Raw genomic sequence first — 19,909 nt, 5'->3', positions numbered from 1 at the left:
CCCATGCAAAAGGGCCCATGAATAGCTGGACCGGCGAAACGACCCTGACGCTCGATCACCTCGCGGCGTGGGCGTTCGACGGCACCGCGCTCGCCGTGCTCGGCCATCCCATCGGCCACTCGCTCAGCCCGCGCATGCACAACGCCGCGCTGCAAACGATGGCGGCGCGCGACCGCGAATTCGCGACGTGGCGTTACTTTCGCTTCGACGTGCCGCCCGAGCGCCTCGCCGAGGCGCTGCCCCGGCTGCACGCCGCCGGGTTGCACGGCCTCAATCTCACCGTCCCGCACAAAGTGCTAGCGTTCGACCTCGTCGCCGAGATCGATCCGAGCGCGCGCAGTGTCGGCGCGGTCAACACGCTCCGCCGCACCGCCACCGGCTGGCGCGGTTACAACACCGACGGTTACGGCCTCGCCACCGCGTTGCACGCCGATCTCGGCGTCTCGCTGGCCGGCGCGCACGTGATCCTGCTCGGAGCCGGCGGCGCCGCGCGTGGTGCCGCGGTCGAGTGCCTGCGCCAGGGTTGCGCTTCGCTCTGGATCGGCAACCGCACGCGCGCCAACCTCGACACGCTGCTCGACGCGTTGCGTCCGCTCGCCGGCGCGACGCCGCTGCGCAGCTTCGATCCCGCGACGCCTCCCATGGATTTGCCGGCGGGCGCCGTGCTGGTGAACGCCACTTCCGCCGGCCTGAAGCCCGACGAGCCGCCGCCAATCGCGTTGCGGAGCCTGCCCGCCGGTCTCAGCGTTTACGACATGGTCTACAACCCGCCGCAAACCGCGCTGCTCCGCGAAGCGGCCGCGCTCGGGCTGCGCCACGCCAACGGCCTCTCGATGCTCGTGCACCAAGGCGCGCGCGCCCTCGAAATCTGGACCGGAGCCGACGTCCCGGCGGACGTCATGCGCGCCGCCCTCGCCGCCCGATGAACGCCGCCACCTTCCACGAAGTCGCGGCCGTCTGGCCGTGGTTTTTCCCGCTCTGCGCCTTCCTGTTCGGCGCGTGTGTCGGCAGCTTCCTCAACGTCTGCATCTATCGCATCCCGAAGGATGAATCGGTGGTGACGCCGGGCTCGCATTGCGCGTGCGGCAAACCGATCGCGTGGCACGACAACATTCCGATCCTGAGCTGGCTGATCCTGCGTGGACGCGCGAGGTGTTGCGGACGGAAATTCAGCTTCCGCTATCCCGCGATCGAACTCCTCACCGCGGCGCTGTTTGTCGCTTGCTGGATGCTGTTCCCGCCGGCGAAGGCACTCGGCGGCATGGTGCTCGTCTCGACCGTGATCTGCGCGACGTTCATCGACCTCGATCACATGATCATTCCGGATGCGTTCACGATCGGCGGCGGCGTGGTCGGCGTGGTGTTGTCAGCGGCGCTGCCGGCGCTGCACGGGCAGGCACATGAGCTGTTTTTCGTCGCGAGCCTGCGCAGCACGCTCGACGCGGTGCTCGGGCTGTTCGTCGGCTCGGGCCTCGTGCTGTGGATCGCGCTCGTCGCCGAGGCGGTGCTCAAGAAGGAGGCGATGGGGTTCGGCGACGTGAAGTTCCTCGGTGCGCTGGGCGCGTTTGTCGGCTGGCAGGGCGCGGTGTTCGCGATGTTCGGCGGAGCGATGATCGGCTGCGTCTGGATCCTCTTCGCCGGCGCGTGGCAGCAGCTTTTCGGCAAGGCCGCCGCGGGCGCGCGACTCGAAACGCCAGACGGGGCCCGCACGGAGCGCGTGGGGTTCGGCGTGCACGTGAGCTTCGGACCGATGCTGGGGCTCGGCGCTCTGCTCTACTTCTTCGTGCTGCACCGCTGGGTCGATCCCTACTTCGCCAGCCTGCGCTTCCTATTCTGAGCGCGGCGGAGCGAAGCCCGGCGGCGTCTCGCCGCGTCGGCCGTGAATCACCAGATTGAGCAGATGCTCCATCGCGGCGACGCGCGTCAGGCCGCGCTCGGCGGCGAGTTGATCGGCGCGCTTCTGGAGCTGGCGCGCCATCGTGTCGGCCTGCGCCTCGGTGGACGCACCCAGGCTGCGGCAGAGTGCGGTCAGTTTTGCCAGTTCATCCATGGCGGACTTCCAACGGGCGACCGTCCTCCAGCGCCAGCGGCGCGGTGCGATTGAAGTTCACGAGCGAAATCATCGCCATCGCGACGAACCCGTCGCCCACCCGCGCGCTCGAGCGGATCTGCCCCACGGCTTTTCCGTCCTGTTGCACCTGAGCGAGCACCGCCGGCCGCGCACCCGAGCCGGCGACGACCATGAGCCGGCGGCGAACCTGGCCGAGGTTCTTCAGCCGCGACATGACCTCCTGGCCGAGGTAACAGCCCTTCGTGTAGGAGATCGCATCGATGTCCAATCCGCCCTCGTTGGGCAGGTCATTCAGTCCGATGTCGTCCGGAACCGCCGGTAGTGCACTGACAATTCGCTCGGCCTCGAGCGAGTCCCGCGTGCCGCGCATCGCTCCGGCCTGCTCAAACTCCCGCACCGTCACCGTCGCATCCGCGGTGAGGCACACGAAATTCTCGCCCCGCGAAAATCGCCCGCCGAAAACCAGCCCGTCCGTCCCCTGCGCGAAACGGCCTGGCTCTGGCACAGTGCCAAAGCGCTGCGCGACGACCGCCGCCGCGCCGTCGCCCCAAATCACCGTCGCACCGCTCACGCCCGCCGACGCCCCAAGAAGCTCCACGTCATCGGCAATAATATACTCATCAATACGTTGCCTAAGTGTCGTGTTCTCGACCCGTGGAGCCCACACCACGAATTCCTCTTCGGCGACGCGCAAAACGAAGCTATCCGCGATGCATTTCCCCTTCTGGTTCAACCACAAGCCATACGAGACCGCGCCAACCGGCTTCCGGAGATCTTGGGTGAACTGCCCCTGAAGGAACGTATTAGAATCAGGGCCTCTTATGCGGAGCGTGGCTGATGCGACTTCCAAGTCCCTGACTGATAACGTTTGCAGAGCTACGTTGGTCGACCGGGGGTCCATGCGTTAATTGTGGCGGACAAGTGACTTTCACCAAATGACCACCGTTTGATTTGACGGAAGGTCGGAACAAACTACCTCGTAAGCAATCTCACTTTTCGCTTCTCCCGCCTAGCGGGAGTTTTGGGGTAACTAAGAAAGCAATGGCGGGCCGCTTAGGGGTAGGCGGCCCGCCTTTTCTTTTCCTGTCAAAAGCTCAGCCCCCCATTGCCCGCCGCGAGCAAACCCCGCCAATCTGGCCCTCTCGCATGCAACGCACCTCGGACATCAACGTCCTCGAAACCCGCACGCTACCCTCGCCCGCCCAACTCTTGGCGGAGCTCCCCAAGACCGACGCGCAATCCGAACTGATCGCCCGCGCCCGCGAGGACATCCATCGGGTAATCTTCACCGACGACCGCCGCTTCCTCTTCGTCGTCGGCCCGTGCTCCATCCACGACCCCGAAGCCGGCCGCGACTACGCCCGCCGGCTCGCCACCCTTTCTCGCCAGGTCTCTGACCGCATCCTGATCGTGATGCGCGTCTATTTTGAAAAACCCCGCACCACCGTCGGCTGGAAGGGCCTGATCATGGACCCGCACCTCGACGGCTCGCACGACATCGCCGCCGGCCTGCGCCTCGCCCGCACCTTCCTCCGCGATGTCCTCGACCTCGGCCTCCCGACCGCCACCGAGCTCCTCGATCCGATCACCCCGCAATACATCGCGGATCTCATCTGCTGGTCCGCCATCGGTGCCCGCACCGCTGAATCCCAGACGCATCGCCAAATGGCCTCCGGCCTCTCGATGCCCCTCGGCTTCAAAAACGGGACCGACGGCTCCATCCAGACCGCGATCAACGCCATCCGCGCCGCCGCGCATCCGCAGACCTTCCTCGGCATCAACCTCGACGGCGCGTCCTCCGTCATCGTCACGCGCGGCAACCCGAATTGCCACGTCGTCCTCCGCGGCGGCACGTCCGGCCCGAATTTCTCGCCCGAGCACATCGCGCGCACCGAGCATCTCCTCGCCGCCGCCAAGCTCCCGAAATCCATCCTCGTCGACTGCTCGCACGACAACTCCGCCAAGAAACCCGAGCTACAGCCCGACGTGCTCCGCGCCGTCCTCGAGCAGATCGCCGCCGGCAACACCTCCATCATGGGCGCGATGGTCGAGAGCAACCTCGGCGCCGGCAACCAGCCCTTCCCCCAACCCTTGGACAAACTCCGCTACGGCGTCTCCATCACCGACGGCTGCATCGACTGGGACACCACTGAGCGTCTCGTCCGGGAAATCCACGCCGCCCTCGCGCCCCGATTCGCCTGAGTGTCCCCGCCAGCCGGCCCCGTAGGCAGCGTGCTTGCACGCGCCAGAGCTGCGCGCCCGCCCGCAACGCCGCTCTGCCCCACCGATCGACGCAGCGACGCCCACTCGCACGCCGCCGCCCGCGACCTTGACGCACTTTCGCCCGCACAAAGTAGTTCCGTTGGCCAGCGCCCCATGACGGCTAAACTCGCCGCGCCGATAAACTTCGCGCGTGTTTTTCGCGCGATTCGTGGTTAACTGCCCGCCCTCTCTATGAAAGCCCCTATTCGTGTCGCAGTCACCGGCGCCGCCGGCCAAATCGGTTACTCACTCCTGTTCCGCATCGCCTCGGGCGCGATGTTCGGCCCCGACCAGCCGGTCATCCTCCAACTCATCGAAGCCCCCATTGAGAAAGCCCTCAAGGCCCTCGAAGGCGTCGCCATGGAGCTCGACGACTGCGCCTTCCCGCTCCTCAAGGGCATCGTGCAGACCTCCGACGCCTCCGTCGGCTTCAAGGACGCCAACTGGTGCCTCCTCGTCGGCGCCAAACCCCGCGGCCCCGGCATGGAACGCGCCGACCTCCTCAAGGACAACGGCAAGATCTTCATCGAACAGGGCCGCATCATCGACGCCGTCGCCGCCGCCGATGCTCGCATCGCCGTCGTCGGCAACCCGGCGAACACGAACTGCATGATCGCCGCCTCGCAGGCCAAGCGCCTCCCGGCCGACCGCTTCACCGCCATGGTGCGCCTCGACCAGAACCGCGCCCAGACCCAGCTCGCCAAGAAAGCCGGCGTCGACCTCACCGAGGTCAAAGACATCTTCATCTACGGCAATCACAGCCCGACCATGTTCCCGGCCTTCGCCCACGCGACGATCTCCGGCAAACCCGCCGCCGCCGTCATCAACGACGACGCCTGGCTCCAAGGCCCCTTCTGCGAAACCGTCGGCAAACGCGGCGCCGCCATCATCGCCGCCCGCGGCGCCTCCTCGGCCGCCTCCGCCGCCAACGCCCTCGTCGATCACGTCCGCTCGCTCGTCACGCCCGGCGCCATCCACTCGATCGCCGTGAAATCGAACGGCCTCTACGGCTTCGACCCCGAAGTCTGGGCCGGCATGCCCGTCCGCACGACGACCCCCGGCAGCTACGAAGTCATCACCGGCTACGCGATGGACGACTTCGCGAAGTCCAAGCTCGCCGCGACGAACAAGGAACTCGTCGAAGAGCGCGCCTTCGTGGCCGAGATGATCAAGTAAGAGGTATCTTTCCTCTTTCTCTTACTCCCACGGCGCCCCGCAACGGGCGCCGTTTTCTTTTTCCAAGCAGTCGCCCGCGAATTTCGCGCATCGACGCGAATGAGCTCAGCCCGTCGCCGCGCCCATTTCGGCACGCGAACGCCAGCCCCTACAAGCCCGACCAACACTCCGCCGCCGATTCCCGGAAATTCGCGCCGATTCGCGCAATTCGCGGGCCCCTCCGATCGCGCGGACTCAAATCAGTCCTGCCAGCGCACGTTTCTTCGTCAGCGCAAAGGCCGCGCGCACCGTCAGAAACTCCCGCGCCAGCTCGCGCGGCGAGCCGTTCTTCGGGAAACGCATCTCCAGCGTCGTGCCGTCGCAGATTACTTCCGCCGCGACGCCCTCGACGCGCAACACGCAGTGCGCGCAATTCGACGGATACGTCACGGTCAACGCCGCGCCGCCCGGCAACTCCTCCACCGCGTCGATTACTCCCTCGACGCTCACGCCCTTGCCGAGTCCGAACACGATCCCGTCGAACGCATCCGCGAACAGCTCGTCCAGCTCCGTCCGCTCCAGCATTTCCTGCGACTTCACGTCATGCAGCGTTCGCGTGACGACAAATTCTGCCGGCGCGCGCTCCTCAAGCGCATAGGCGATCTCAAAAACAAAATCCTTCGCCGTCAGCACCGCATGCGGACTCGCTACATCGAGCGCCAACTCCGCGCGTTTGTAGCCAAGCGCCGCGCGCACCCGCTGAAACATCGCCTCGCCCTCGTCCGCCAATTCGCTCGCGCAAAGCTTCGCGAGAAACGCTGACGTCGCCGCGTTCACCGCGTCCGGCAGCGTGTGGTGCTGCTTGCGAAAACCGCCGAGATTTTTGACCGCACCGCTGCTCCGTCCGACAAAACTGATGCGCGACACCGGCGACGCGGAGCTGGTTTTCGATTTCGACACGCGCGCAGTCAGGCAGGCCGCGGTGCCGGAATCAAGGAACGTGAACAAACAGAAGCGGCGGCTCCGAAGAGCCGCCGCCTGTTGCTTTACCCCTGTTGCTTGAAAAATCAGGCCGGAATTGGCGGCGGGACATTCGCCGCGGGCGGCGGCGTCGGAGTCGTGTTGCCGTTGCGGCGGAAGAGGCTGACGAGACCGATCACGCACAGGACCGGAATCCAGATCGGCGACAGCGCGACGGCGAAGGCGATGACCACCGCGACCAGCGCCGCGAGGAGGGAAATGCCGACCGCGCCCAACACGGCCGCGGCAATCAGGCCGGCCAGCGCGGCGACGAAGAGGATCGGGCTCAACTTGATCGCCACGATGAGAAGGACCGCGGCGAGGAGGACTTTGAGGAAAGTTTTCATGGTGATCCAAGAACACGGCACTACCGAGAAAAGTTGCAGCACGCGCTCGGGACCGGTTCAAAACCTCGCGTGAACCAGCCTGTTCCAGTCGTTTGCGCGGTCATCGAAAAAGACGGCCTCGTCCTCCTCGCGCAGCGTCCGCCGGGAAAACTGCTCGCGCTGAAATGGGAATTCGCCGGCGGGAAAGTCGAGCCCGGCGAAGATCCCGCCACCGCGATCGTGCGCGAAATCCGCGAGGAGCTCGGCTGCGAAATCGCGATCGCCCGCGCGCTGCCGCGCTTCACGCACGACTACGGCCGCGTCGTGATCGAGATGATCCCTTTCGTCTGCCGCCTCGCGTCCGGCTCGCCCGCACCGCACCCGCACGAACACGTCGCCCTGGCTTGGGCCAAACTCGACGACCTCGCCACCTACGACCTCGCCGCAGCCGATTACCCCGTGATCGACGCCTACCGCGCCACGCGCTGAGTGTGAGTAGAGTCTTCCCGAAAACGCCCGTTGCCGCAGCGGTAGGCCGCGACCTTGGTCGCGCTCCGGAGCGCAACGCGCGCGTGCAAGCACCCGGCCGACGGTGGAACCCGATTTTCGGTTAGCCTGCCAGTCATCGATCCACTTCGTGGCCGAGTGCATCCGGCGACCGCCGATGTCCCCACGGCGACGAGGCGCATGCCGCGACCATCGCGCGACTGAAGACGGAGGCGCTCACCCGCGCTGCCACGGCCAACAGCTTCGCCGGGTGCGCCACGTGAGAACCTGATCGCAGACAATTCCCCGACCTTCGGCTAGTTTGCGGAAGTTGCATTGCGCGCCGCACTACGCGTCATAGTTTAGCGGCCTCCCCATGACCACCCCCGCCAAGAAGCCGTCGTTCCGTTGGGAAGATCCGTTCCTGCTCGAAGACCAGCTCACCGAAGAGGAGCGCATGGTGCGCGATTCCGCCCGCGATTTTTGCCAGGGCCAGCTCATGCCCGGCATCATCGAGGCGAACCGCCACGAGAAATTCGACCGCGGCATCATCTCCGGCTTCGGCGAACTCGGTCTGCTCGGCGCCACGATCCAGGGCTACGATTGCGCCGGCGTCAGCTACGTCGCCTACGGCCTTATCGCGCGCGAGGTGGAGCGCGTGGACTCCGGCTACCGCTCCGTGATGAGCGTGCAGTCGTCGCTCGTGATGTTCCCCATCCACGCCTACGGCTCCGAGGAACAGCGGCAAAAATTCCTGCCGCGCCTCGCGAAAGGCGAGCTCGTCGGCTGCTTCGGCCTCACCGAGCCGGGTTCCGGCTCCGATCCCGGCAGCATGTCCACCCGCGCGCGCCGCACCGAAGGCGGCTTCAAACTGAGCGGCGCGAAAACCTGGATCACCAACTCGCCCATCGCCGACGTCTTCGTTGTCTGGGCGAAAGACGACGACGGCGAGATACGCGGCTTCATTCTCGAAAAAGGCATGGCCGGCCTCACCGCGCCGAAGATCGAGGGTAAATTCTCCCTCCGCGCCTCGCCCACTGGCATGATCATGATGGACGACGTGTTCGTCCCCGACGCAAACCTCCTCCCGAACGTGAAAGGCCTGAAAGGTCCGCTCGGCTGCCTCACCAAAGCGCGCTACGGCATCGCGTGGGGCGCGCTCGGCGCGGCGGAATTCTGCTGGCACGCCGCGCGGCAATACACGCTCGACCGTAAACAATTCGGCCGCCCGCTCGCCGCCACGCAGCTCATTCAACTCAAACTCGCCAACATGCAGACCGAAATCGCGCTCGCGCTCCAGGGCGCGCTGCGCGTCGGCCGCCTGATGGACGAAGGCCGCGCCACGCCGGAGATGGTGTCGCTCATCAAGCGCAACTCCTGCGGCAAGGCCCTCGAGATCGCGCGCCTCGCCCGCGACATGCACGGCGGCAACGGCATCGTGGACGAATTCCACGTCATCCGCCACGTGATGAATCTGGAGTCAGTGAACACCTACGAAGGCACACACGACATCCACGCGCTGATCCTCGGCCGCGCCCAGACCGGCATCCAAGCCTTCGGGCCGGAGTAGAGCCGTGCTGCGAAAGCGCGTCCCTCGTCCGTCGTAGTCGCGTGCGATGGTAGGGGCCGTTGCCCCCTCGGGCATGCCATTTGCCGCGTGTGATGGGCGCTTGAGGACAAGCGCCCCTACCGGAACCAACAGAAATTACAGCACCTTCGCCTCGTCGCGGAGTTTCGCGATGAGCTCGTCCACGGTCTTCACTTTCACGCCGGCTTTGCGGCCGGCGGGTTTCTCAAGTTTCAAGACCTTCGTGCGGCTCGCGGCGGTGACGCCGAGCGCGTCGAAGGCCGTTTCCTCGAGCGGCTTCTTCTTCGCCTTCATGATGCCGGGGAGCGAAACGTAGCGGGGCTCGTTCAGGCGCAGATCGGCCGTGAGCACGGCAGGCAGCGCGACGCTGAGCGTCTCGATGCCGGCATCGGTCTCGCGGGTGCAGCGAGCGGTGGCACCGGAGAATTCCAGCTTCGACATGAACGTCACCTGTCCGACGCCGAGCAGCGCGGCGAGCATCTGACCGGTCTGGCTCGAGTCGTCGTCGATCGCCTGTTTGCCCATCAAGACGAGGCCGGGCGCCTCCTTCTTATAAACTGCGGCCAGCACCTTTGCGACGGCGAGCGAGTCGAGCGGCGTGGCGTGCTTCACGAGAATCGCGCGGTCCGCGCCCATCGCGAGGCCGCTGCGCAGCTGTTCCGCGCACTCATCGCCACCGATCGTGACGACGACGACTTCAGTCGCAGCGCCTTTTTCCTTCACACGGAGCGCTTCCTCGATGGCGATGGCATCGAACGGATTCACGGCGAACTTCACGCCGTCGGTGTCGATGCCGGATCCGTCGGCGAGCACGCGGATCTTCGTGTCGGGATCAGGGACGCGTTTGAGAGGGACGAGGATTTTCATGCTGAAAAACAGTGTAGGGGCGCAGTCTTGCTGCGCCCAAGCGATGCGCTATTCCAACGGGCGCAGCAAGACTGCGCCCCTACAACGGAACGGCTGTTCGACGCCCGGTTCATTTCGCCGCGATCAGCGCCGGGTAGTTGCCGACGGTGTGCAGGCGCGCGGCGATGCGGCGGCGCATGGCGACGGTGTCGAGCGGCGTCCAACGCAGCATCTTGCGCGCGAGGCCGAGCTGGAGCTTCAGTTCGTCGCCGCTGGCCATGTGCGCGATGGCATCGCGGGCACGGTTTTCCATGCGCGCGACGGAATCGTTGATCCAGATCAGCGCGAGGTCGGCGTGCACGGCCGCCGCGGCGCCGCCCTTAGCGCGGGCCTTGAGCGCGCGAAGCACGGCGCTTTCGCCGAGGAAGAGGTCGATACAGATGTCGCTCAACACGGCGAGGACTTCCTGTTCGTGAATGATCTTGTCGCCGAATTTCTGGTGCGCGCCGCCGAAGAGCAGCAACACGGCCTTCTTCGCGCGACCGAGGAGGAATTGCGCGGTCGCGAGGTCGTCGCCGGATTTTTCCGACGGCGGCTCCTTCTGCGCCTCGGCAAAGGCGGACATCGCGGCGGCCATGAGCGCGAGCTTACCTTTGGCCGCGCGGCGCAGAAGGTTGGTCGGGATGAAGAGACGGTTGATCTCGTTTGTGCCCTCGAAAATGCGGTTGATGCGCGCGTCGCGCGTGGCGCGCGCGGGCGAGTATTCCTCGGTGAAACCGTAGCCGCCGTGGATCTGTAGCGCCTCGTCGGCGACGAAGGTGAGGATCTCGGAGCCGGCGACTTTCACCGCCGAGCACTCGAGCGCGAACTCCTCGATGGCGCGGAAGTAACCGGGCTTGATCGTGGTCACGAGTTCGCCGGTGGCCTTGACGTCGTCCATCTGCTTCGCGGTGCGGTAGAGCGCGGACTCGATGGCGTAGATGCGCGCGGCCATCTCGCCGAGCTTGTGCTGAATCAGGCCGAACGTGACGAGCGGCTTGCCGAACTGCTGGCGCTCGCCGGCGTATTTCACGGCGGTGCGCAGCATGTCCTTCGCGCCGCCCATCGTGCCGGCACCGAGGCTGAAGCGGCCGAGGTTGAGAATGTTGAACGCGATGTAGGCGCCCTTGCCGACTTCGCCGAGGACGTTTTCCACCGGCACCGGCGTGTCTTCGAGGATGACGCGGCGCGTCGACGAGGTCTTGAGGCCGAGCTTGTGTTCCTCGCGACCAGTCGAGACGCCGGGAAAGGTCTTCTCGACGATGAACGCGGTGACGTGTTCGCCGTCGACCTTGGCAAAGATCACGAACACATCGGCCCACGCGGCGTTGGTGATCCACATTTTCGCGCCGTTGAGGATGTAGTGCGTCTTGTCGGGCGAGAGCACGGCCTTGGTCTTCATGCCGAGCGCATCGGAACCGGAGCCGGCTTCGCTCAGGCAATACGCCGCCATCCACTCGCCGCTCGCGAGCTTCGGGAGGTATTTCGCCTTCTGCGCCTCGTTGCCGAAAAACGTGATCGGGCCGGTGCCGATGCCGCTGTGCGCACCACAGGTGATGCCGAAGCCGGCAAGGCGGCTGAGCTGCTCGGCGACTCCGACGGCCGCGACCTTGCCGACACCGAGGCCGCCGTATTGCTCGGGGACTTCGAGGCCGAGCAAGCCGAGTTCGCAGGCTTGGCTGAAAACTTTGCGGGCGAGCCCCTCCTCGCGGTGCTCGAGCGCTTCGAGGTGCGGGAGGACGTCCTTGTCCATGAACTTCTCGGCGGTCGCGGCCATCTCGCGTTCGTCGCCGCCGAGGTCTTCGGGCGTGAAGACGAGTTCGGGCTTGGTGTCGCTGAAGAGGAAGTTGCCACCGATGAGGTGCGCAGGGAGTTCTTTTTCGGCCATGGGACTGGGGGGTTAAGAGCTTGCGGGAGTCGCGGGCGCGCTCGGCGCTGGTGCGGCAGGCGGGTTGAGGCCGAGGCGCTCCACGAGCAACTCGGCAATGTCGAGGACGCGCGCTTCGGCGCCGTTCGCGGCGACGCCGTCGGACATCATCGTCAGGCAAAACGGACAACCGGTCGCGACCGTCTTGGCGCCGGTCGCGAGCGCTTCGCCGGCGCGCTGGGTGGAGACGCGCTGTTTCGGATCCTCCTCCATCCACATGCGCCCGCCGCCCGCGCCGCAACAGGACGTGTTGGCGCGGTTGCGCTTCATTTCGCAGAGCGAGCGTCCGCCGATCGCGGTGGCGAGCACTTCGCGCGGCGCCTCGTGGATGCCGTTCACGCGGGCGAGGTAGCAGGGGTCGTGGTAAGTCACGTCGCCCGCGCCAGCGTTGCCCGAGTTGACGTCGGCCGCGGCGACGGCAGGCAGTTTTCCGGCGCGGATCAACTCGGCGAGGAGCTGCGTGTGGTGGACGACTTCGTAGTGGCCGCCGAATTGCGCGTAGTCTTTTAGTAACGCGTTCACGCAGTGCGGGCAGTGCGCGACGATGCGTTTCACGTGGTATTTGTTCAGCGTCTCAATGTTCGCCGTAGCCAGTTCCTGGAAGAGGAACTCGTCGCCGAGGCGGCGGGCGGAGTCGCCGGTGCATTTTTCCTCTTTGCCGAGGATGGCGAAATTCACGCCGGCGTGCCGCAGCAGCCGCACCATCGCACGCGCAACGCGCTGGGCGCGACGGTCGTAGGACGCGGCGCAGCCGACCCAATAGAGGATTTCGAAGGACGGATTCTCCTTCACAGTCGGCGCAGTGAGTTCGGCGGGCGTGCTCATGATTTCGGTTTCAGCGCGTCGGTCCAGGCGGTGCGCTCGGTGGCGGGCAGGCCCCACGGGTTGCCGTTCGACTGCATGCGGCGCAGCGCGGTGGCGGCGGTGCCACTGAGTCCGCCCTCGGCGACGAGGTGGCGGCGTAGCGTGAGGATGAAGGTGAGCTGGTCGACGCGCACCGGGCAGGTGTTGACGCAGGCGTTGCACGCCGTGCAGCTCCAGAGCGTCTCCGCGGCGATCGTCGCCTCGTGCAAGGCGGGCACCTCCGACTCCTTGCCGGCGGCGAGCGCAGCGGCGGTCTTCTCCATCGCGCCCTTGAGGTCCTGCACGACGCGCTTGGGCGAGAGCGGCTTCGCGGTGGCGAAGGCCGGGCAGACTTCCTCGCAGCGGCCGCACTCCATGCAGGCGTCGAGGCTGAGGAGTTGTTGTTGCGAAAAATGCCGGATGTCGGCCGGGCCGACGCGCCCTGTCGCCTCGACTTCCTCCATCGTCACCGGCGGCATGACACCGAGGACGTTTTTCGCGAGGAAGATGTGCATCGGGCCCGCGATGAAATGGAAAAGCCGCGTGAACGGAATCGACGCGATGAAGGCGAACACGAGGAACGAGTGGATCCACCACACGAGGAAGTGCGAATGCCGCGCCTCGGCCTCGCCGAGATGCAGCCAACCCGCGAGCCACAGACCCACGGGCGAGCAGTGCGCGCCGAGACCGGTCGGCTGCTGCCAGAGAATGCGCAGCGCCTCGACGAGGTAGCCGGTCACGCCGATTGCGAGGAAGCCCAGCAGCACATACCAGTCCGTCGCGCGGTGGCCGAGCGCCGGCGGCTTGACCAAGCGACGCCCGAGGAAGAACAGCGTGCCGAGCAGGAATAGCAGGCCGAGCACATCGAGCGTGAACTCGTAGGCGACGTAGTAGGCGCCTTGGTGAAATTTCAGGCCGTGCCAGAGGTGCGAGAGAACGTTGTCCGTTTCGAGGAGCACGGTGCCGACGAACAGCGCCATGAATCCGACATACAGGCTCACGTGCGCCACCGTGCCGAGGCCGTGTCCGCGCACGCGTTGCTGCGCGCCTGCGTCGATCGCCACGCGCTTCGCGCCGCCGCGGACCTTTTGCCAGACGGCCGCGAGGCTGCCGGTGATGAGGTCGCGCGCGTTGATGGACGTGCCGAGCCGCCAGAGTTTCCAGCGACGGTAAACACCCCACGCGAACACGGCCATCGAAGCCGCCGCGAGCGCGTAGAACGCCAGCTGCGACGACAACGGGATGTTGCCGAAAGTCTCGCGGGTGGGAGTCACTTCTTGAGTTTCTGAATCAGTTCGGGGACCGCCTCGTAGACGTCGGCGACGAGACCGTAGTCGGCCACCTCGAAAATCGGCGCCTCGGCGTCCTTGTTGATCGCGGCGATGACTTTCGTGTCCTTCATGCCGGCCATGTGCTGGATGGCGCCGGAAATGCCGACCGCAACGTAGAGTTCGGGCGCGACGATCTTGCCGGTCTGGCCAATCTGGAGGGAGTTCGGCGTGATGCCCGCGTCGACGAGCGCGCGTGACGAACCGACAGCGGCGCCGAGCGTGTCGGCCAAACCGCCGACGAGGCGTTCAAAGTCCTCGGCGTTTTTCAGCGCACGGCCGCCGGAGACGATGATGCGCGCCTCGGTGGCGTCGGGGCGCGCGCTCTTTTTCACCTCGCGATTTTCGAACGTGGCGAAGCGCGGCAGCTTCGCAGCATCGACGGCGACGGGTTCGACGGGGGATTGCGCCTCGGTCGGCGTCGCGGCGGAAAAAGCCGCGCTGCGCACAGTGGCGAACTGCACGTCGCCCTCGAGTTGCACGGTGGCGATGACGTTGCCCGCGAACATCACGCGGCGAAACGCGAGCGCGCCGGACGAATTATCCAAGCCGACGACGTCACTCACCATCGCGGCGTCGACGAGCGCGGCGGCGCGCGGGAGGACGTCCTTCGTGAACGTCGACACGGCAGCGAGCACGAGCTTGGCGCCGCGCGCGCGCACGACGTCGGCGATGACGGCGGCGTAGCGATCGGCGAGCGGTTGCGCGAGTTCGGCGTGGTCGGCGACGAGCACGGCGGCCGCACCGGAGCGGCGCAGGGCCTCCGCGGCGGTGCCGACACCGGAACCGAGAAGCAGGATATCGAAGGGCGCGCCGGCTTTTTGCGCGGCAGCGGCGGCCGCGAGGCTCGCCGTCTTAAGAGTGCCCTGATCGTGTTCAGCAATGACGAGGGTGTGAGACATCGTGGAGGGAAGTCAGCGGGAGGGGTAGAAACGGGCCTGCGATTGGGCCATATCGACCAGCTTCGCGCACGGCTCAAAATACGGCGCCACGTCCGTTTGAAGTTTCCGTAGCTGGGCTACAACGTCCGCTACTCCGCGCGCATCGGCGTAGCGCAACGGACCGCCGCGGAACGGCGCCCAACCGGTGCCGAAGATCATGCCGAAGTCCACGTCCTCGGGCGCGGCGACGACGCCCTCCTCGAGGCAGCGCGCGGCCTCGTTGACCATCACAAGCACCATGCGGTCGCGCAGCGTCGCGTCGTCCTGCGCGCGGCCCGTGCCGTTGCCCTGGAGAAACGCGAGCTGAGTGTTGGGCGCCTCCTTCGCGCCTTTCTCCTTCGGGAAAACGTAGAAGCCGGTGCCGGATTTTTTTCCGAGCCAGCCTTTCTCGATCATCTTCACGAGCGTGTCGTTGATCGGCACGGGTTTCGCGAGGCGGTTCTGGAGATCGACGGCGACGTGTTGCGCGACATCGAGGCCGACCTCGTCGGTGAGACGCAGCGGGCCCATCGGCATGCCGAAGTCGAGCATCAGGCGATCGAGACGCGCGGCATCGACGCCCTCGTTGAACAGACGCACCGACTCGACCATGTAGGGGAGCAGGATGCGGTTCACGAGGAAACCGGGGCTGTCCTTCACCAGCACCGGGAGTTTCCCGATGCCTTTCACGAACGTCAGCGCGGTGTCGAGCGCGGCGGCGGACGTGCGCGGGCCGCGCACGATCTCGACGAGCTGCATCCGATGCACCGGGTTGAAGAAGTGAATGCCGACCACGCGGGTCGGATTGGCGAGACCGCCGGCGATGGCATCGATCGAGAGTGCGGAGGTGTTCGTCGCGAGGACGGTTTGCGGGCCGGCGCGTTGTTCGAGTTGGGCGAAGATTTTCTGTTTCAGCTCCAACTTCTCGACGGCGGCCTCGATGACGAGGTCGACGCTCGCGAGCGGCACGTCGCCCGCAACCGGCGTGATGCGGTCGAGCGCCGCAGTGGCCTCGGCGAGCGTGAGTTTCTTTTTCTTCACGCCGTCCTGGTAGATTTTCTCCGCGGACTTCAGGCCTTTCGCCAGCGCGTCGGGCGCGACGTCCTTCAGAATCGTCGGGTAGCCGCGCGAGCTGGTCCATTGCGCGATGCCCGCGCCCATGACGCCGGCGCCGATCACGGCCACGCGTTTGACCGGAATCGCGGCACCATCGGCGTCCGCGGCCTTCAGTTTCTTCGCGCGCTCCTGAAGGTGGAAGATGCTCATGAGGCTGTGGCACTCGCTCGTCTGCACGAGACTGAGAAACGCGGCTTTCTCAATCGCGAGTCCGGTCTCCAGCGGCTGACCGAGCGCGCCGACGGCGGCGTCGATGGCTTTGAGCGGCGCCGGATAGTGGCCGTGCGTCTTGGCGAGGACGTCCTTGCGCGCCTTGGCCACGACGAACGGGCGGAGCAGTGCGGAGTTCATCGCGCCGCGCGGCGCGGGCGTGGGGCGCTTGCCCTTGGCGAGCTGCTGGCGCGCGGCGGCGACGAGGTATTCGGGGTGCGCGACGTCGTCGATCATCCCGACCTTCAGCGCCTGTTGCGCCACGAGTTGCTTGCCGGTGAGAATGATGCCGAGCGCCTGCGGCAGGCCGATGAGCCGCGGCAAACGCACGGAGCCGCCCCATGCGGGCAGGATGCCGAGTTGCGTCTCGGGCAGGCCGATCTTGGTCGACTTGTCGGTCGAGCCGACGCGCCAATCGCAGGCGAGCGCGAGCTCGCAGCCGCCGCCGAGGCACACGCCGTTGATGGCGGCGACGGAGGGGATTTTCAGTGCTTCGAGCCGACGGAAAACGCGGTGGCCGAGATCGACGATGTCGCCGAGTTGGGCGACGGTCGCGCCGGCGAACGCGTTCAAGTCCGCGCCGGCGACGAAGATCTTGGGCTTCGCGCTGACGAGCACGACGCCCTTGAGATCGCCGCGCTTTTCGAGCGTGGCGAGGTGGGTGTCGAGTTCGTGGAGCGTGGCGACGTCGAAGACGTTGGCCGACGAGTTCGCGCGATCGAAAGTGAGCGTGGCGATGGCGTCGCGCTCGAAAGTGAGGGTGATGTTGCTCATACGGCCTCCAACCAGAGTGCTCCGCCTTGTCCGCCGCCGACGCAGAGCGAGACGAGGGCGCGGCGGGCATTGCGGCGTTTGAGTTCCTTCAGCGCGGTGAGCGCGAGACGCGCGCCGGAAGCGCCGACCGGGTGGCCGAGCGCGATGGCGCCGCCGTTGACGTTGAGTTTCTCCGGCGGGATGACGCCGAGCGCGCGGTCGCGGCCGAGGTGCTGGCGGGCGTAGTCGTCGGACGCCGCGGCGGCGCAGCACGCCATGACTTGAGCGGCGAAGGCTTCGTTGATCTCGATCAAATCGGCGTCGGCGAGCGTGAGGCCGGTGAGTTTCTCGGCCTTGGCGAAGGCGTGGACGGGACCGATGCCCATGCGCGTGGGATCGCAGCCGGCGTAGGCGAAGCCCGTGAGCTTGCCGAGCGGTGTGAGGCCGAGGCGCTTCACGCCGGCCTCGGTGGCGACGAGGAGCGCGACGGCGCCGTCGGTGATTTGCGAGGCGTTGCCGGCGGTAACGGTGCCGCCGCGTTTCTCGAAGACGGCCTTCAACTTGCCGAGCGCTTCCATTGTCTGGCCCTCGCGGATGCCGTTGTCGGCGTCGACGGCGGAGGCGTCCTTGCCGCGGCGCGGATAGACGGGCGTGATCTCCTCCTTGAATTTCGCGCGCGCCGCCTCGGCTTTCTGGTGCGAGCGCATGGCGAACTCGTCCTGCGCGTCACGCGAGAGTCGCCAGTCGCGGGCGAGGTTTTCCGCCGTCTGGCCCATGCCGAGGCCGCACACCGGATCGGTGAGGCCGAGCATGAGGGCGATTTTCGGTGCGAAAAGGTCCTTCGGGCGGAAGGCGGCGAAGGCGGCGAGCTTTTGGCCGAGCGACTTCGCTTTGCCGAGCGCGGCGAGTTTCTTCACGGCGCCGTCGTTGTAGATGAGCGGGTAGTTGCTCATGCTCTCGGCGCCGCCGACGACGAAGACGTCGCCGCGACCGTTGGCGGCTTTGTCGGAGGCCTGCGTGATCGCTTCGAAGCCCGAAGCGCAGTTGCGCGAGACGGTGATGGCGGGAACGGCCTGCGGGATGCCGGCGCGCAGCGCGATGACGCGAGCGACGTTGGCGGCGTCGACGGGATTGCCGACGCAGCCGAAGACGACCTCGTCGATCAGCGCGGGATCGAGGCCGGTGCGGGCGAGCAGCGCGGCGGTGGCGGTGCGGCCGAGTTCGGCGGCGTCGCAGGCAGCGAGCGTGGTGCCCATTTTGGCGAACGGTGTCCGCACGCCGTCGACGATGTAGAGGGGTTCTTTCATGGATTGGAGTGGCAACCGGTGGGTAGCGCGCGAGCGGCCGGCGGGCCACCCGATGATGGGTTGGTCGCGGCGGGTGCGCTCATGATTTCGCGGGTTGAAGGTGGGGCGCCGGCGGCGGCTGGTGCGGCGCGGCGGTGGCCTTGGGGCGGTTGTCGACGACCTTCTGCTCCTTCAACGCGACGCCGACCTTCTGCAGCGTGCGCATCTCCTCGGCGGTGTGGAACACGATTTTGTTCGGCCGGATCTCGAAGTGCGAGTGGAGCATGTTGCTGATCTGCGTGCGCAACGTCTCCTCGGGCAGGTCGCTGGCGCGCGTGACGTGGAGGTGGATCTCGTCGAGGTCGAGCGGATCGTCGTTCACCTTGCGCATCTCGATCTGCCAGGAGCCGATGGTGCGCACGTCGTCGAGCGCGTGCTCGAGCTCGTTGAAGTCGATGATCGTGCCCTTGATCTTCTGGAAACGCATGGCGCGGAAATCGGACACGCGCGAGATGCGCCCCATGAGGCGCGGCATGCGATGCCCGCAATAGGGACACGGTTCGTAAGTGATGCCGTGCTCGATGTGGTCGCCGGTGCGGTAGCGGAGGACGACGGTGCCGCGTTGTTCGAGCGGCGTGTAGACGAGTTCGCCGCCGGTGCCGTCGGGGACGGTCTGGCCCGTTTCGGGGTCGATGACCTCGAAGATGCCGAGGTCCGGGAACAGGTGGTAGCCGGGCGGTGTGTGGCCGGGCGTGAACGGGCACTCGGCCCACGCGAGCTTCGCTTCGGTGAAGCCGTAGGTGGCGACCACTTTCACGTCGGGCGAGCCGACTTGGGCGCAGAGCTCGGCGAGTTTACGGCGGGTGCCCTCGGCGACTTTCTCGCCGCCGAGGAGGACGCATTTCAGACCCTCGACGCGCAGGCCCTCGTTCACGGCTTCGCTGAGCACGTGGTAGAGGAACGTGGGCATGCCGGTGATGACAGTCGGGCGGATTTTCTGCATGGCGCGGAGATTGCCCTCCGTGCCCATGACTTTGCCTCCGCCGGTGGAGAGGCAGAAGATGTTCCGGTCGATGCCGGAGTAGAACATATACCAAAACGCCAGATGCGGCGCGAAGGGGAACATGTTCAACATGCGGTCCTCGCGCGTGCGGTCGCCGAGATCGACGATGCGACCGCTGCCGATGCCGAGATGCGCGATGTCGTGCTGGGTGTAAAGAAACGCCACCGACTCGGTCGAGCGGCCGGTCGTGGCCGTCATGAACGTCGGCCGCCACTCGCGATCGAGCTCCTCCTTCACCCGCGCGGGGCCGCGCAGCAACGCCCGGAAGAGGGTCGACGGGCGTTTGCGCAGGACGGCGGGGTCGGGCTTGAGCACAAACTCGAGCGAGCGCCGCGGATTCTCCGGCGTGGGCAGGAGGTCCTCCTTCGTCGTGAACGGGATCTTCGCGAGGTCTTCCAGCGACCGGACGTCGCGCGCGGTCAGGCCGGCCTGGGCGAAAACGCGCTGGTAGTGACTGGAGAACGGCAGCACGCAATCGCGGAGGTAACGGTGGAGCTTCTCGCCTTGGAGCGCGCGCGTGCGATCGCGATCCAGACGATGCCAGTGCGTGGTGAGTTGTGTGGGGGACATAGCGGAACGGCGCCGAAGCGCACGTCAGGGGTAGTTCGCAAGCGCACCTTGGTTAGCCTTTTAACGTGTGCAAGCGAAAATTCGCCATTGACGAAAACTT

Annotated in this window: 18 protein-coding genes; 6 read left to right on the top strand and 12 right to left on the bottom strand. The window is 66.4% G+C overall.

Annotated features, from left to right (window positions below; translation table 11 throughout):
- The first annotated feature begins 17 nt into the window (after window positions 1-17).
- Window positions 18-926 (top strand): shikimate dehydrogenase, encoded by a 909-nt coding sequence (aroE, locus tag KF715_13185; protein ID MBX3737644.1) that lies wholly within the window; start codon window positions 18-20, stop codon window positions 924-926.
- Window positions 923-1,837, top strand: a complete 915-nt coding sequence (locus tag KF715_13180) for a prepilin peptidase (GenBank protein MBX3737643.1) — start codon at window positions 923-925, stop codon at window positions 1,835-1,837. Before aroE ends, KF715_13180 begins: the two co-directional genes overlap by 4 nt.
- Here KF715_13180 and KF715_13175 read toward each other — a convergent pair.
- Both KF715_13175 and KF715_13170 read right to left on the bottom strand, forming a co-directional pair.
- Window positions 1,829-2,050 carry a hypothetical protein gene (locus KF715_13175; protein ID MBX3737642.1) on the bottom strand — a complete coding sequence of 74 codons (222 nt, stop codon included), beginning with the start codon at window positions 2,048-2,050 and terminating at the stop codon, window positions 1,829-1,831. The genes KF715_13180 and KF715_13175 overlap by 9 nt on opposite strands.
- Entirely contained in the window at window positions 2,043-2,921 is an 879-nt protein-coding gene (locus tag KF715_13170; GenBank protein ID MBX3737641.1) for a folate-binding protein YgfZ, read from the bottom strand. The genes KF715_13175 and KF715_13170 overlap by 8 nt, the downstream gene beginning before the upstream one ends.
- A gap of 296 nt (window positions 2,922-3,217) precedes the next feature.
- Here KF715_13170 and KF715_13165 point away from each other — a divergent pair, with 296 nt between their 5' ends.
- Both KF715_13165 and KF715_13160 read left to right on the top strand, forming a co-directional pair.
- Window positions 3,218-4,273 (top strand): 3-deoxy-7-phosphoheptulonate synthase, encoded by a 1,056-nt coding sequence (locus KF715_13165; protein ID MBX3737640.1) that lies wholly within the window; start codon window positions 3,218-3,220, stop codon window positions 4,271-4,273.
- A 252-nt stretch (window positions 4,274-4,525) separates the two neighbouring features.
- Window positions 4,526-5,509 carry a malate dehydrogenase gene (locus KF715_13160; GenBank protein ID MBX3737639.1) on the top strand — a complete coding sequence of 328 codons (984 nt, stop codon included), beginning with the start codon at window positions 4,526-4,528 and terminating at the stop codon, window positions 5,507-5,509.
- A 234-nt stretch (window positions 5,510-5,743) separates the two neighbouring features.
- Here KF715_13160 and KF715_13155 read toward each other — a convergent pair whose 3' ends face one another.
- A complete protein-coding gene (locus tag KF715_13155) occupies window positions 5,744-6,448 on the bottom strand; it encodes a hypothetical protein (GenBank protein ID MBX3737638.1) in 705 nt (234 codons plus the stop codon).
- A gap of 107 nt (window positions 6,449-6,555) precedes the next feature.
- Entirely contained in the window at window positions 6,556-6,855 is a 300-nt protein-coding gene (locus KF715_13150) for a hypothetical protein (protein MBX3737637.1), read from the bottom strand.
- A 69-nt stretch (window positions 6,856-6,924) separates the two neighbouring features.
- Here KF715_13150 and KF715_13145 point away from each other — a divergent pair, with 69 nt between their 5' ends.
- Together KF715_13145 and KF715_13140 are read left to right on the top strand one after the other, a co-directional pair.
- Window positions 6,925-7,323: a (deoxy)nucleoside triphosphate pyrophosphohydrolase gene (locus KF715_13145; protein ID MBX3737636.1), complete on the top strand. Its 399-nt coding sequence runs from the start codon at window positions 6,925-6,927 to the stop codon at window positions 7,321-7,323.
- Between the two features lie 373 nt (window positions 7,324-7,696).
- Window positions 7,697-8,890 carry an acyl-CoA dehydrogenase gene (locus KF715_13140; protein MBX3737635.1) on the top strand — a complete coding sequence of 398 codons (1,194 nt, stop codon included), beginning with the start codon at window positions 7,697-7,699 and terminating at the stop codon, window positions 8,888-8,890.
- A 135-nt stretch (window positions 8,891-9,025) separates the two neighbouring features.
- Here KF715_13140 and KF715_13135 read toward each other — a convergent pair whose 3' ends face one another.
- From KF715_13135 to KF715_13100, 8 genes are all read right to left on the bottom strand, one after another.
- A complete protein-coding gene (locus KF715_13135; protein MBX3737634.1) occupies window positions 9,026-9,775 on the bottom strand; it encodes an electron transfer flavoprotein subunit beta/FixA family protein in 750 nt (249 codons plus the stop codon).
- Window positions 9,776-9,884: 109 nt separating this feature from the next.
- Window positions 9,885-11,681 (bottom strand): acyl-CoA dehydrogenase family protein, encoded by a 1,797-nt coding sequence (locus KF715_13130; GenBank protein ID MBX3737633.1) that lies wholly within the window; start codon window positions 11,679-11,681, stop codon window positions 9,885-9,887.
- A gap of 12 nt (window positions 11,682-11,693) precedes the next feature.
- Window positions 11,694-12,545, bottom strand: coding sequence for a (Fe-S)-binding protein (locus KF715_13125; protein MBX3737632.1), 852 nt, complete (start codon window positions 12,543-12,545; stop codon window positions 11,694-11,696).
- Window positions 12,542-13,837, bottom strand: coding sequence for a (Fe-S)-binding protein (locus tag KF715_13120; protein ID MBX3737631.1), 1,296 nt, complete (start codon window positions 13,835-13,837; stop codon window positions 12,542-12,544). The genes KF715_13125 and KF715_13120 overlap by 4 nt, the downstream gene beginning before the upstream one ends.
- Complete coding sequence (locus KF715_13115) at window positions 13,834-14,793, bottom strand: electron transfer flavoprotein subunit alpha/FixB family protein (GenBank protein ID MBX3737630.1); 960 nt, start codon at window positions 14,791-14,793, stop codon at window positions 13,834-13,836. Before KF715_13115 ends, KF715_13120 begins: the two co-directional genes overlap by 4 nt.
- 12 nt (window positions 14,794-14,805) lie before the next feature.
- Complete coding sequence (locus tag KF715_13110) at window positions 14,806-16,911, bottom strand: enoyl-CoA hydratase/isomerase family protein (GenBank protein ID MBX3737629.1); 2,106 nt, start codon at window positions 16,909-16,911, stop codon at window positions 14,806-14,808.
- Complete coding sequence (locus tag KF715_13105) at window positions 16,908-18,197, bottom strand: thiolase family protein (protein ID MBX3737628.1); 1,290 nt, start codon at window positions 18,195-18,197, stop codon at window positions 16,908-16,910. Before KF715_13105 ends, KF715_13110 begins: the two co-directional genes overlap by 4 nt.
- Window positions 18,198-18,276: 79 nt before the next feature.
- Window positions 18,277-19,809: an AMP-binding protein gene (locus KF715_13100; GenBank protein ID MBX3737627.1), complete on the bottom strand. Its 1,533-nt coding sequence runs from the start codon at window positions 19,807-19,809 to the stop codon at window positions 18,277-18,279.
- Window positions 19,810-19,909 lie beyond the last annotated feature (100 nt).

The organism is Candidatus Didemnitutus sp. (genome assembly GCA_019634575.1).
Lineage (GTDB): Bacteria > Verrucomicrobiota > Verrucomicrobiia > Opitutales > Opitutaceae > Didemnitutus.
The sequence above is the reverse complement of the archived record's forward strand: the minus strand, read 5'-3'. Positions and strand labels throughout refer to the sequence as shown.